At 74.6% G+C, this 14450-nt stretch carries 6 protein-coding genes; 1 reads left to right on the top strand and 5 read right to left on the bottom strand.

Annotation, left to right across the window (positions count from 1 at the left end):
• Window positions 1-95: 95 nt before the first annotated feature.
• The 5 genes from ACWEMJ_RS27155 to ACWEMJ_RS27135 all read right to left on the bottom strand — a co-directional run bounded on the left by ACWEMJ_RS27155 (window position 96) and on the right by ACWEMJ_RS27135 (window position 13023).
• Window positions 96-1286, bottom strand: a complete 1191-nt coding sequence (locus ACWEMJ_RS27155) for an ATP-grasp domain-containing protein (protein ID WP_452139755.1) — start codon at window positions 1284-1286, stop codon at window positions 96-98.
• 13 nt (window positions 1287-1299) lie between these two features.
• On the bottom strand, window positions 1300-2637 hold the full coding sequence (locus tag ACWEMJ_RS27150) for an MFS transporter (RefSeq protein ID WP_452139754.1): 1338 nt from the start codon (window positions 2635-2637) through the stop codon (window positions 1300-1302).
• Between the two features lie 80 nt (window positions 2638-2717).
• Window positions 2718-7727 (bottom strand): amino acid adenylation domain-containing protein, encoded by a 5010-nt coding sequence (locus tag ACWEMJ_RS27145; RefSeq protein WP_452139753.1) that lies wholly within the window; start codon window positions 7725-7727, stop codon window positions 2718-2720.
• 44 nt (window positions 7728-7771) lie between these two features.
• Window positions 7772-11494 (bottom strand): amino acid adenylation domain-containing protein, encoded by a 3723-nt coding sequence (locus tag ACWEMJ_RS27140; RefSeq protein WP_452139752.1) that lies wholly within the window; start codon window positions 11492-11494, stop codon window positions 7772-7774.
• Between the two features lie 251 nt (window positions 11495-11745).
• Entirely contained in the window at window positions 11746-13023 is a 1278-nt protein-coding gene (locus ACWEMJ_RS27135) for an ATP-grasp domain-containing protein (protein WP_452139751.1), read from the bottom strand.
• Between the two features lie 235 nt (window positions 13024-13258).
• On the opposite strand from ACWEMJ_RS27135, the gene ACWEMJ_RS27130 reads away from it, so the two are divergent.
• On the top strand, window positions 13259-14443 hold the full coding sequence (locus tag ACWEMJ_RS27130; protein WP_452139750.1) for a LuxR C-terminal-related transcriptional regulator: 1185 nt from the start codon (window positions 13259-13261) through the stop codon (window positions 14441-14443).
• The last annotated feature ends 7 nt before the right edge of the window (window positions 14444-14450 follow it).

Genomic DNA, 14450 nt, shown 5'->3' with positions numbered 1-14450 from the left:
TTTTTTCTGGCGTGGGCGGCCCCGCGGCGGCCAGGGGGTACAAAATAGGGGGTGGGGGGGCGTGTTTTTCCCCGCCCGCCCCCGCCGACGGCGCGTCAGGAGGCGGGCTCCGTCTCGATGACCAGGGTGGCGCGGACGCCGGCGACGGCCTTCTCCAGCGACTCCGGGTCGGCGGCCTCCACCAGGACGGCGGCGGGGCGGTCGGCCGAGCACCGGACCGGCCCGACCGTGTCGCCGGGCCGCACGCCCACGTGCACCCGGGCCACGCCCTCCCGGCCGCGCAGGTCCGCCGCGCCGTGCACGGCCACCACCCGGCCGGGCGCCGCGGCCGGGAACAGGCTCGCGCTGCACCGGACCGGACGGGCCCGCTCGACCGCCGCGGTGGGCAGGCCGAGGGCCAGGCGGACCACGGCCTCGTACAGGTCCAGGCCGTGCACCAGCCCGACCGCGTCCATGATCGAGTCGCCGGGGGTGCGGACGGCGACCTCGATGATGGCGGGGCCGTCGGCGGTGAGCCGGAACTCCAGGTGGACGATGCCGGTGCGCATGCCGAGCGCCTCGACGACCCGGCGGCCCAACTGCTGGCCGGCCGCCACCACGGCGGGCGCGGCGGTGCCGACCCGGTGCGCCGCCTCGACGAAGTACGGCGCGGGGCCGGTCTCCTTCTCGGTGACGTTGCCGAGCAGCACCTGCCCGTCCCGCACCAGGCCCTCCCAGCTGAACTCGGGCCCGCTGACGGCCGATTCGACCAGCAGCCGGCCCTCGCCGCCGCGCCGGCCCACCGCGTCCGCCCAGGCGGCGGCGTCCGCGACCAGCTCCACGCCCGAACTGCCGGACGAGGACAGCGGCTTGACCACCACGGGCAGCCGCTCGGCGGCCCACTCGGCCGCCTCGCCCAGCCGGTCGGCGACGGTGGACTCGGGCTGCGGGAGGCCCGCCGCCGCGAACACCGCCCGCTGGAGCGCCTTGTTGCGGGAGACCACCGCCGCGTGCAGCGACGGCCCGGGCAGGCCGTGCCGCTGCGCGGTGAGCGCCGCGGCCAGCACCTGCGGCTCGCCGAGCGCCAGCACCCCGTCCGGGGACCAGCGGGCGGCGGCGCCGAGGGCGGCCCCCGACCACTGCTCCTCCGCCGTCCCGGCGACCGGGAACACCTCGTCGACCAGATCACGCAGCAGGGCCGCCCGGGCCGGTGTCTCCACCAGGCCGACCGAGGCCTTGAGCCGCTTGGCGGCGATCAGGTAGGGCAGGCCGAGTTCGCCGACCCCGACCAGCAGCAGTTTGGGCATGACGGACGTCCTCTCAGCGCGCCGGGGCGGGGGCGGCGGCGGTCGGCTCGGCACCGGGCTCGGGCGAGGCGTCGGCGGGCTCGGCCGGCTCGGCGGGCTTGTTCAGGCCCAACTCCTCGGAGAACGAGGTCTTCCGGTAGGCCAGCCACATGAACACACCGGGGACGGCGGCCACCAGCGTCATGATCACCACGGTCGGGCGGTAGATGTTGCTCGCCAGCAGCGCGGCCGCCAGCGCGGCGCCCGCCGGGCTGGTGCTGTTCATCAGGGTGCGCATGAACGTCATCGTCCGGCCCCGGACCTCGGCCGGGATGCGGACCATCCGCACCACCTGCGAGGAGACCGTCATCGGCGCGGACAGCAGGTCGGACAGCACCAGGCCGATCAGCACCACCGGCAGGTTGAGGATCAGCAGCAGGCCCAGCGAGGCGCCCGCGAAGATCTGCAGCAGGCCGATCCGGCCCATCTGCTTGTCGGACGGCTTGAGCGCACCGGCGATCAGCGAGCCGATCAGGCCCGCGCCGTTGGCGGCGGCGAGCAGCAGACCGAGGGTCTCCGCGCCGCCCGGCAGCGCGTTGTGGGCCAGCCACGGGTTGGTGACGCGCAGCATGCCCATCGCGCAGTTGAACAGCGCGAAGCCGACGGTGATGCTCAGCAGCACCTTGTCCGCCTTGAGCAGCGCGAACACCGGGCCCCAGCCCCAGTTGCCGGAGCTCTTCTGCTTCGCACCGGGCACGGCCGGGGCGGCCGGGGCGGCCGGCTCGGGCCGCTTCAGCGGCGCCCGGATCGCCCAGATCGCCAGCGCGAACAGCAGGTAGCTGACGGCGTCCAGGGCGAGCACCGCCTCGCCGCCCATCACCGGGATCAGCACACCGCCGAGCGCCGGACCGGCGAAGCCGGCCGCGCCGTACGCGATCGTCTCCAGCGCCGCCGCGGGCTGCAGCTGCTCCTTGGGCACCAGCTCGGGCACGATGGTCGGCACCGCGCCCAGCGGCACGATCTTCAGCAGGCCGTAGGTGCCCGCCACCAGGTACAGCTGCCACAGCGGCACACTGCCGAACAGCGCCACCAGCGGCACGCCCGCCACCACGACGCCGCGCAGCACCGAGTCCGCGACCAGCACGAACTTGCGGTTGAAGCGGTCCAGCAGCGGGCCGACGAAGGCGCCGCCGACGATGACCGGCATGGTGTAGCAGATCGCCAGCACGCCGAGCGCGCCCGCGCCGGCCTTGGAGATCGCCAGCCAGGACAGCGCCGTCCAGGTGGCGCCGTCGCCCAGCAGGTTGAGTACGGAGGCCGACCACAGGAGCCGGTAGTCCCGCAGGCGCAGGACGGACAGGTAGGACTTCATCGGGGATCTCTCATCTCGAAAGGTGCGGTCGGCCCGGGGCCGGTGCGGGGGAGTGCCGCACCGGCCCCGGTGAGGGGTGGTCAGCGGGCGGACGCGGCCTGCTGCCAGGCCTCGCTGACGATCCGGGCCGCGTCGGCGGCCCTGGTGCGGATGAAGTAGTGACCGCCGGCGTCGAGTTCGCACAGCCGCAGGTCGGGAGCGACGAGCTTCCAGTCCTGGTGGTACTGCGGGTACTCGACGGTGGTCTGGTCGTCCTGCGCGACCACGAAGGTCAGCGGAGCCCGCAGCGGCGTGCCGGCCTCCTCGCGCACCGACAGCAGGTAGCGGTGGCTGCTCTCCACGTCGTGCCGGAACAGCGCGGCGATGGCGCGGGCGCGCTCCATCGACAGGCCGTCGTCGATGCTGTAGCCGGTGCGCTCGATCAGCCAGTCGACGATGTCCTGGTCGGACATGCCGTGCAGGATGCCGATCGCCTCGTGGATGTCCTCGACCGGGTTGAGCAGCTTGGCGCCGATCACCAGGTGGCGCAGGTCCGCCTCGCGGCGCTCCAGCTCCCGGGCGGTCTCCACGGCCACCGAGGCGCCGCCGCAGTGGCCCCACAGCAGCACCGGGCCCTCGACGAGGCGGGTGATCTCCTCGGCGACCAGCCGGCCGGTGGCGCCGGCGTCCAGGCACGCCTCGTCGGTGCGGTGCAGGTCGTGGCCGGGCAGCTCGACGGCGTACACCGCGATCCGCCCGTCCAGCGCGGCCAGTTCACGGGCCAGCGGCACGAAGTTGGCCGCGTTGCCGGCCGCGTACGGGAAGCACACCAGCGTCGCGTCCGGCGTGCCGTCGGGCACCGTGAGCGGCTGCAGGTGGCCGGGCTGCTCCTCGCCGCGCCCGGCGGAGGCCTCGGCGGCGGCCGCCAGGTCGCCCAGGACGGGGTAGCGCATCACGTCGACCAGCGAGACGGTGCCGTCGAGCAGCATGCCGACCCGCAGCGCGGCCAGCGAGTTGCCGCCGAGCTCGAAGAAGTCGTCGCCGGCGCCGATCCGCGAGGCGGGCACGCCCAGCACCTGCGACCAGGCCTCGGCGATCCGGCGCTGGACGGCCGACGCCCCGCCGGCGGACGGCGCGGCCACCGGCGCGGGGGCCTCGGTGTGCGCGTCCGGGGGCAGCAGGTCGCGGTCCTCGGCGGCGAGGGCCAGCTCCGGGGTGACGGACGGGCCGTCGGGGTCGGAGGTCATCAGCCGCAGCACCGTCAGGTAGTAGCCGCCCATCCGGTCGATCTGCTCGCTGTTGAGCACGTCGGCGTGGTGGTGCAGGCTGAGCCGCACGTTGTCCTCGAAGAAGTGCCGGGAGAACTCGGCGCGCAGCACGAACTCGGTCTCCGCCTGCACCTGCACGTCCAGCAGCGCGAACTCGGGGAGCTGCTTGAGCTCCTTGAGCAGGTAGAAGTGGGTGAAGTTGAAGACCGTCTCGAACAGCGGCTGGTGGGCGCCGACGTCCTGCTTCATCCGCGCCATCGGGTAGCGGCGGTGCGGCAGCAGTTCGATCTCCGCCTGGTAGACGGAGCGGATCAGCTCGGCCCAGCTGCCGCCGGTCAGCTCGATCCGCAGCGGCACGGTGTTGAGGAACATGCCGATCGAACGGTCGGCGCCCTCCAACTCGGGCCGCCCGCTGTGCTCGTAGCCGGTGAGCACGTCGGTGCGGCCGGCCAGCAGGCCGAGCACCCGCAGGTGGGCGGCGAGCAGCACGTTCTTCACCGGCACGCCGAGTTGGTCGGCCAGGCCCACGATCCGCGCCGACAGCTCGGCCGGGATCGGCACCGGGCGGATGCCGACCGCGAACTCCTCGCTGTCCGGCACGGCCGGGCGCGGCACCGCGGTGCTCTGCGCGCCGTCCAGCATGCCCGCCCAGAACGCCCGCGCCTGAGGAGAGTTCAGCGCGCGCAGCTCCAGGCCGACGTGGTTGCGCAGGTGGTCGCCGGGCGCCTCGGGCAGCGGGCGGCCGTCGCGCAGCCGGTAGTAGATGTCGAACAGCCGGGTGTGGACGAGGTTGATGCTCCAGCCGTCCAGCGCCGAGTTGTGCAGGCTGATGTTGTAGCGGTAGAGGTTGTCGCCCAGCACCTGCACGTGCAGGCTGATCAGGCCCGGCTCCTCCCACTGGAAGCGCCGGCTGCGCTCCTCCTTCACCCACTGCTCGTACCAGAACTGCTGCGCGTCGGGGGTGCGCCCGCGCAGGTCGGTGATGGTCAGCGGCAGCGGCACCGAGGAGCGGACGATCTGCAGCGACTCGGAGAAGCCCACCAGGTGGAAGGTGGTGCGCAGGATCGGCGCCTGCTCGACCAGGATCCGCGCCGCCTCGGTGAACAGCTCGGCGTCGAACGGGCTGGTGATCAGGTAGCTGATGATGTCGTGGTACTGCGCGGTGCCCCGGGTGATCTCGCTCTGGAAGATCAGGCCGGCCTGCAGCATCGACATCGGGTAGGCGTCCTGGGCGTCGGCCGGCAGCAGCGCCCGGTCGGCGTCGGAGATCAGCGAGAACGGCGCGAACTCCTGGCTCTCGCCGGTGCGTTCGGCGCCGCCGTCGTCGAGCAGGGCGGCCAGCTCGGCGATCGTCGGGTGCTGGAAGAACTCCTGGAAGGTGAACTCCAGCCCGTGCCGGCGGCTGCGGGCCAGCACGGAGACGAAGTGGATCGAGTTGCCGCCGAGCGCGAAGAACGAGTTGTGCACGCCGACCCGCTCCAGGCCCAGCACCTCGCCCCAGATCTCCGCCAGCCGCTCCTCGGTGGCGTTGCTGGGCGCGGTGTACTCCGGGCCGGCGAAGGTGTCCGCGGGCAGCGGCAGCGCACGCCGGTCGAGCTTGCCGTTCGGGGTGACCGGCAGCGCGTCCAGGCGTACCACCCGGGCCGGCACCAGGTGCTCGGGCAGCGCGGCCCGCAGGTGCTCCTTCAGCTCGCGCTCGTCGGGGCCGTCGGCCGGGGCGACCGCGTAGCCGTGCAGCTGGAGCTGCCCGTCCGCGCCCCGGTGCGGGACCACCACGGCCTCGGTGACGGCCGGGTGGCGGCGCAGCTGCTCCTCGATCTCGCCGGGCTCGATCCGGAAACCGCGGATCTTGACCTGGTTGTCGATCCGGCCCAGGTACTCGATGGTGCCGTCCGGCAGCCAGCGGGCCAGGTCGCCGGTGCGGTAGACCCGCTCCTCGCCCTCGAAGGGCCGCTCGACGAACTTCTCCGCCGTCAGCTCCGCCCGGTGCAGGTAGCCGCGGGCCAGGCCGGTGCCGGCGATGCACAGCTCGCCGGGCAGGCCGATCGGCTGCGGGCGCAGCAGGTGGTCGACCACGTGCAGGCGGGTGTTGTCGATCGGCGCGCCGATCGGGACGCGGTGGGGCCGGCCGTGCACCTCGTGGTGGGTGACGTCGACGGTGGCCTCGGTCGGGCCGTACAGGTTGATCAGCCGGCTGTCGGGCAGCACCTCGGCGAACCGGGCGGCCAGGTGCGGCGGGAGCGCCTCGCCGCTGGCGAAGGCCTGCCGCAGCGTGGTCAGGGCGCCGGTCGCGCCGGTGCCCGCCGCGTAGTCGAGGAAGACCGCGAGCATCGACGGCACGAAGTGCAGGGTGGAGACCCGGTGTCGCTCGATGGTGCGGATGATCGTCTCCGGGTCCTTCTCGCCGCCGGGGGCGAGCAGGCACACGGCGGCGCCGCGCTGGCCCCACCAGAACAGCTCCCACACCGAGACGTCGAAGGAGATCGAGGTCTTCTGCAGCACCACGTCGCCGGGGGCGATCGGGTAGGCGCGCTGCATCCAGCCGATCCGGTTGACGGCCGAGCGGTGCTCGACGGCGACGCCCTTGGGGTTGCCGGTGGAGCCCGAGGTGTAGATCACGTAGGCGAGGTCGCGGGAGCCGCCCGGGCGGTCGAGGTCGCCGTCGGCCTCCGCGTAGGAGGCGGGGTCGTCGAGGTCGACGACCGCGGCGCCCTCGGGCAGCAGGCCCAGGTGCGCGGTGCGGGCCAGGGCGAGCTCGGCGCCGCTGTCGCGCAGCAGGTAGTGCACCCGCTCGGCCGGGTAGGACGGGTCGACCGGCAGGTAGGCGCCGCCGGCCTTGAGGACCGCGTACACGGCGGTGAGCATCTCCACCGAGCGCTCGGCGACCACCGGGACGACGGTGTCGGTGCCGACGCCCCGCTCGACCAGGGTGCGGGCCAGCCGGTTGGCGCGGGCGTTGAACTCGGCGTAGCTGACGCTCTCGCCGTCCAGCACCACCGCCGGCGCGTCCGGGGTGGCCCGGACCTGACGCTCGAACAGTTCGTGCAGGCGTACGCCGTCCTCGAACGCGGCTTCGGTGTCGTTGGCCTCGGCGAGCCGCTCGGCGTCCTCGGCGGTGAACAGCGACACGTCGCCGAGCGCGGTCTGCGGCGCGGCGACCCAGCGCTCCAGCAGCAGCGCCAGGTGGCGGCCGAGCCGCAGCGCGGTGCCGGCCTCGTAGCGGCGGCCGTCGCAGTCCACGGCCAGGTGCAGGCCGTCCTCCTCGCGGCGGACGTCGAAGCGGACGCCCGCGGCCGGGGCCGCGGCGTGCAGGCCGGCCAGCCGGACCACCACGTCGAACAGCGGGTTGTCGCCGGCCGGGGCGGTCAGCCCGGCCTCCACGGCGAGCACGTCCAGCGGGTAGTCGCGGTGCTCCAGCGCGCCCAGGACGGCCTCCCGGGCCCGGGACAGCGCGGTGCGCAGGTCGGTGTCCGCCTCCAGCGCGACGTCCAGCGGCAGGGCGTCGCCGAGCGGCTCCTCGTCGGCCGCCGGGTACGGCTGGGCCAGGGTCAGCTCCTCGCCGGCGCCGTAGCGGTGCAGCAGCGCGGCGACGCCGGCGGTCAGCAGGGTGTGCAGCGCGTCCGGGCTGTTCTTCGACAGCCGGTCGAGCACGGCGGTGGCGTCCGCGCCGAGCGCGACGTCGGCGCTCACCCGCGGCGCGTCGGCGGGCATGCCGTGGTGCAGGTCGGCCGGGAAGGCGGAGCGGTGGCGGCCGGGCCGGATCAGGCCCTTCCAGTAGGCGGTCGCCAGCGGGCGCTGGGCCGCGATGATCTTGCGTTGTCCGAAGGTCTCGTGCTGGGCCATGGTCTTCTCCTCGGGATGTGGAGCGGGGACGCCCTGGGCGCGGATCACAGGTCGAACTCGAAGGCGAGCGCCGACACGACGACGGTGGGCGCCGCGGGGCGGATCAGCCGGCCGACGGGCGCGTGCGGGTCGGCCAGCGCGCCGTCGACGAGGTCGAGCAGGAGGCGGACGAAGGCCTCGGCGGTGGCGCGGTCGAACAGGTCGGTGCTGTACGCCCACACCGCCTCGACGGAGTCGCCGGCCTCGTGGAATTGGAGGTTCAGGTCGAACATGGTGTGGTCGGTGTCGGTGTCGGCGAACCTCGGCCGTGCGCCGAGGAAGTCGCCCGGGCCGACCCCGCCGCCCTGGTACGCGAGCATCGCGTCGAACAGCGGGTTGCGGCTGTAGTCCCGCTCCCCGGCGACCAGTTCGACCAGGGTGTCGAACGGCTGGTCCTGGTGCGCGAAGGCCTGCACCGCCTGGTCGGCGACCGCCCGCAGGTGCTCGTCGAACGGGGTCTCGGGGTCGAAGCGGCTGCGCAGGCAGACCGTGCCGGCGAACATGCCGGGCAGCCGCTCGGTGCCCGGCACCGTCCGGCCGACGGTGGGCACGCCCGCCGTGACGTCGTGGCTGCCGGTCACCGAGGACAGGAACAGCGCGTGCACGGCGGCCAGGAAGCCGAAGACGGTGACGCGCCGGCGGGCCGCGAACTCCCGCAGCCGGGCGGTGCGCTGCGGGCCGAGGGCGAAGGCGATCCGGTCGCCGGCGGTGCCGCGGGTGGCGGGCCGGGGCCGGTCCACCGGCAGGTCGGCGGCGTCCTGCGGCTCGGCGAACAGCTCCAGCCAGTACGGCCGGTGCTCGCGCTCGGCGAGCGCCTCGCCGCTGCGGCGCCACCAGTGCGCGTAGTCGCGGTACTGGTGCTTGGGCTCCGGCAGCGGCACGCCCCGGTACAGGTCGGCCAGTTCGTCCACCAGCACCGCCACCGAGGTGCCGTCCGCCACGATGTGGTGGACGTCCACCAGCAGCCGGTCCGCCTCGCCGTGCCGGAAGAACGCGGCGCGCAGCAGCGGCGGCTCGGCCAGGTCGAACGGGCGCAGCAGCTCCGGCACCGTCAGCGCGCCGCGCCCCAGCGCGAACGGCACGTCGGCGAGCACCCGCTGGCGGGGCTCGTCGCCGTCGTGCACGAAGGCCGTGCGCAGCACCTCGTGACGGGCGATCAGCTGCCGGAACGCGGCCTCCAGGGCGTCCGCCCGGACCTGCCCGGCGGGCAGGTCGACCACCAGCGGCACGTGGTACTGGGTGGTCGAGGGGTCCTTCAACTGCTCGACGTAGAGCCGCTTCTGCTGCGGGGTGACGGGGTGGTCGGGCAGCTCGGGCGCGGTCGGCAGCTCCTGCGGCCCGCCGTCGGCCCCGGTGCGCATCGTGCGCAGCAGCTCGGCGACCTCGCGGACGGTGGGGTGGGTGAGGATCAGCACGCCCGAGAAGTCGACGGCGTACTCCCGCTGGATCGCCCCCGCGAGCATCGCGGCGGTCAGCGAGCTCGCCCCCAGGTCGAAGAAGTCGTCGTCCAGGCCGACGAGTTCACGGCCGAGCACCTGCTGCCACTGCTCGCACAGGAAGCGCTCCAGGTCGTCGCGCGGGGCGGCGTGGCCCTCGGGGTCGGGCGCGGCGGCCTCGGGCAGCGGCAGCGCCGCCCGGTCGACCTTGCCGTTGCGGGTGAGCGGCAGCGCGTCCAGCCGGACGATCCGGGCCGGCACCAGGTGCTCGGGCAGCCGGGCGGCCAGGGCGGTGCGCAGCGCGGCCGGGTCGACGGCGGCGTCCGCCGCGACGTAGCCGCACAGGTACTTCTCGCCGGTCTCCGGGTACTGCCGGGCCACCACCACGGCCTCGCGCACGCCGGGCTCGTGCATCAACTGCTGGGCGACCTCGGCGGGTTCGACCCGGAAGCCGCGGATCTTGACCTGGTGGTCGACGCGGCCGAGGAACTCCAGCGCGCCCTCCGGCAGCAGCCGCACCCGGTCGCCGGTGCGGTACAGCCGCCCGCCGCCGCCGAACGGGTCGGGCACGAAGGCCCGCTCGTCCAGGTCGGGCCGGCCGAGGTAGCCGGCGGTCAGGCCGTCGCCGCCGACCAGCAGCTCGCCGGGGACGCCGACGGCCTGCAGGGCGCCGTCCGGATCGACCACGTACGCCGTGGAGTTGGCGATCGGGCGGCCGATCGGGATGCGCTCGCCGAGCGGGCGGGCGACGGGGTGGGTGGTGGAGAAGGTGGTGTTCTCGGTCGGCCCGTAGCCGTTGGTGACCTTGAGGCCGGGGCAGGCGGCGAGCAGCTTGTCGATGTGCGGGACGGACAGCGCGTCGCCGCCGACCAGCAGTTCGCGCAGGCCGGTGAGCAGCGCCGGGTCCTGGTCGACCAGCTGGTTGAACAGGGCGGCGGTCAGCCACATGGTGGTGATGCCGCGTTCGCGCACCGCCCGGCCGAGCGCCCGGGCGTCCAGGATCACCGCGTCGTCGACCAGGTGCAGGGCGCCGCCGTTCAGCAGCGGGCCCCAGATCTCCAGCGTGGCGGCGTCGAAGACCGGCGCGCCGGTCTGCAGCACCCGGGTGTCCGGGCCGAGTTCGGCGAAGTCGCTGCCGCGCACCAGGCGCACCACGTTGCGGTGGCTGATCGGCACGCCCTTGGGCCGGCCGGTGGTGCCGGAGGTGTACATCACGTACGCGGTCTCCCCGGCGGCGGCCGGGGTGTCGGGTCCGGTCGGGTCGCCGTCGGCGGTGTCCCAGGACATCGTCGGCAGCGGGGCCGGGCGGTCGGGGTCGGCGGTCAGCATCAGCACCGCGCCGCTGTCGGCGACCGTGAAGGCGACCCGGTCCTCCGGGTAGCCCGGGTCGATCGGCAGGTAGGCCGCGCCGGCCCGCAGCACCGCGAGGGTGGCGACCACCATCGCGGTGGTGCGCTCGGCGCGCAGCGCGACCCGGCTGCCGGGGGCGATGCCGGCGGCGCGCAGCCGCTCGGCCAACCGGGCCGAGCGCCGGTCGAGTTCGGCGTAGTCGAGCACCTCGCCGTCCGGGCCGACCAGCGCGGTGCGCTCCGGGTGGGCGGCGGTCTGCTCGGCGAACAGCTGGTGCAGCGAGGCGTCGCGCGGGTAGTCGGCGGCGGTGGCGTTGACCTCGTTCAGCACGAAGTCGCGCTCCTGCGCACTGGCGATGCCGGTGTCGGCGACCCGCTGCCCGGGCCGCTCGGCGAGCGCCTCCAGGACCAGGGCGAGGTGCCGGGGCAGCGACTCGGCGAGGGCCGGGTCGACGGCGTCGGCGTGCACCCAGACGTCGAGGCGCAGCTCCGCGCCGTCCGCGGCGGCGCAGACGGCCAGGTCGAACGGTGCCGGGTCGCCCTCGGCGGCGAGGTGCGCGGCGACGGCCTGCGGGGTGTCGGCGAGCAGCACGCTCTGCGGGCGGGTGCCGCCGGCGGCGGTGCGCAGCGCCTCGGCGGCGCGGGCGGTGAACGCGGCGAGGTCGGCGGCCGGGTCGATGTCCGCCTCGACGGCGGGCAGCGGCCGGCCGGCCTCGTCCAGGCGGCCGAGCGGGATCAGCTCCGCGCCGGTGTACTTGCGCAGCACCAGCAGCAGGGCGGCGAGCGGGTCGCCGCCGGTGTGCGGCAGGCGGACGGTGGTGTGCCGCAGGTCGCAGCGGCCCGTGCAGGGCCGGGCGCCGGGCAGGTCGAGCGGCTGTTCGGGTCGTTCGACCGTTCGGGAACGGGGTGGGTCGGCGGGTGTGCCGACGGGATGGCGGTCCACGGACGTGCGCTCCTTCAGTGGTGTGACGGACACGGTGGGGCCGGTCTGGTGCCAGGGGATGCGCGGCGGCGCTCCGCCCGGCGGCCCCGGTCGGGGGCGGTCGGGCGGTGCCGGTGGAGCGGAGGAGGGCGTGCGGGAGCCGCGTCGCGGGCCGGGAGGTGGTGGCCCGCGGCGGACGGGGGGTCAGGGGTGGTGGAAGGCCCGGTCGGGGGGCGCTCAGTGGGCGGACGCGGGCGTGGCGAGGCGCTCGCTCAGTGGGCGAACACGGGCGTGAAGAGGCGGTCGATCTCGGCGACGGCGTGCCGCAGGGCGTCGTGGTCGCGGGCGATGCCGTAGACCACGCCGAGACAGCCCTGGGTGCCGTCGCGCCAGTCCAGCGTGCTGCCGGGGGCGGCCCGCCACTCGACGTACTGGACGCCGGGGACGGCGCCGATCGCCTCCGCGCCGTCCAGGGCGACGACCTCGCGGGCGTCGGCGGGCGCCACCAGGTAGCGGCGGAAGGCGATCTGACGGAACGCCGGTCCGGCGTCGGGCAGCGGCAGGCCGAGCGCGGTGCGCAGCGCGGCGGCCAGCAGGCTGTAGCCGGCCGAGCGGTTCAGCACGTCGTTGACGTAGCCGCCGATCCGGCCGTTGACCTCGATGACGCGCGGGCCGCGGTCGGTGAGCTTCAGTTCGGTGTGGGTGACGCCGACGGTGACGCCGAGGGCGTGCAGGGCCCGCTCGGTGAGTCCGGTGCAGCGCTCGGCCAGCTCGGCCGGGAGCACGCCGGGCAGGAACTGGCCGACCTCGCGGAACGGTTCGGCGAGCGGGAACTTGCCGGTGACGCAGACGTGCCGGACCTCGCCGTCGCGGACCAGCGACTCCACCGAGACGTAGTCGCCCCACTCGGGGCCGGCCGCCGCCGGGTCGCCGACCAGCAGCTCCTCGACGACGTACTCCTCGTCGCCGTCGGCGGTCAACGCGCCGAGCAGCTCGGCCAGTTCGGCGGGCGTGTCGACGCGGTGGGTGGCCCGGCTGCCCGCGCCGCGCCGCGGCTTGACCACGGCGGGTGCGCCGACCTCGGCCAGCGCCCGGTCGATCTCCGCCCGCTGCCGGACGGCGACGCACCGCACGCCGTCCACGTCGGCCGCCGCCAGCGCCCGCCGCTGCAGGTACTTGTCGGTGAGCCGGCCCGCGGTCGGGCCGTCGTGGAAGGGCAGGCCGAGCCGGGCGGCCAGCTCCGAGGTGGCGTGGATCGCGTACTCGCTGAACGTGGTGATGCCGTCCGGCCTCAGCTCCGCCAGCCGGCGGGCGCTCTGCCCGGGGTCGGCTCCGGTCTCCAACACCTCGGCGAACCTGCGCAGTTCGGGCAGGATCTCGGCGACGTGCGGGCGGGCGGGGTCGCACAGCAGGACGACCCGGCACAGGCCGCGGGCGGCGGCGACGATCTCGGCCGGCCCCACCGCCCCCAGGTCGTAGACGACCGCCAGCAGGGGCAGCTCGTGCGGGGAACGCCGGTCGGGTGAAACGGGGTGCGGTGCGCTGGACAACTGACCTGCTCCGTTCGAGGGCGTGGGTTCGTACGGTCGGGCCGTCGGCGGTCAGCCCCAGCCGAGGTCGCGGACGAAAGAACGCGTGGACATGGTGATAACCCGTCAAATCCGGGCGGCAATCGGTCATCGCCGCTCAGGAATTACTGTGCATGATCAAAAATCTCGGTGGTCTGTCCCGAGGGGCTCGTATTCTCGCCATGCAGGAAGACGACGGGCGACAAGTGAGGATCATGTGAAAACCAGTACGCAGCTCGATCCGTCCGTGGCCCGCACCATCGGCGCCGAGGTGTACCGCCACCTCGCCGACCACGGCCCGGCCACCCCGGCGGCCCTCCACGCGGCCCTCGCCGCAGAGCACGCGGAGCTCGACGCAGCCGTTCGGCACCTGTTGGAAGTGCGCGTCGTCCGGCAGGGCCCCGACGGGCGCCTGCACGCCGACACCCCCGCCCGGGCGGGTCTGGAGGCGCTCGCGCCCGCCGTCCGCGACCTGGTCCGCCACCACCGCGAACTCCAGGAGATGCACAGCACCTTGGCGGCGCTGCTGCCGGTCTACGAGTCCAGCACCCTCGGACGGGTCGCCGGACAGCAGGTGGAACGCCTCACCGATTTGGCGTCGGTGCGCCGCACCATCACCGAACTCGCCGCCCGCAGCACCACCGAGGTGCTCGCCTCGCAGCCCGGCGGCGCCCGCAACGAGGAGGTGCTCAACGAATCGCTCAACCGCACCGAGGCCCTGCTCGCACGGGGCGTGCGCATGCGTACTCTCTACCAGCACACCGCCCAGTACGACCAGGCCACCGTCGAGTACGTCCGCAAGGTCACCGCGCTCGGGGCCGAGGTCCGCACCGTCAGCGACGCCTTCGTCCGGGTCATCGTGTTCGACCGCGCCACCGCCCTGATCGAGCTCCACGACGAGCCGCTCGGCGCCGCCCTGGTGCAGGACCCGAGCATGATCGGGTTCGCGGTCGCGGCCTTCGAACGCGCCTGGGTGGCCGCCGACGAGTTCCCCACCGTGCAGCAGCGCCAGCGCGTCCGCCAGACCTCCAACGACGTCAAGTCCTCCATCGTCCGGATGCTGGTGCAGGGCTACGAGGAGAAGCTGATCGCCAAGCGCCTCGGGATGTCCGTGCGCACCTGCCAGCGGCACATCTCCGAGATCATGCGCCGGATCGGCGCACGAAACCGGCTGCATGCGGGCTACCTGCTCCGTGACGAACTGGCCGGAATCAGCTTCCCGCCGCCGGACGACGACCTGCCGGACCCGCCGGCCGCTCCCACGCCGCCCGAGCGGGCGTCCGAGCGGGTGTCCGAGCGCGCGTCGGGGGCGGCCGACGCGGACGCCCCGAAGCGGGCGGGGAGGGCCGGGCCGGCCGGGCTCGTCCCCCGGCCCGCCGACCGGCGGAGCGCCGCGGGCTGATCCGCGC

The organism is Kitasatospora sp. NPDC004531 (genome assembly GCF_053602195.1).
This window is presented reverse-complemented; position numbering and strand designations above follow the sequence as displayed.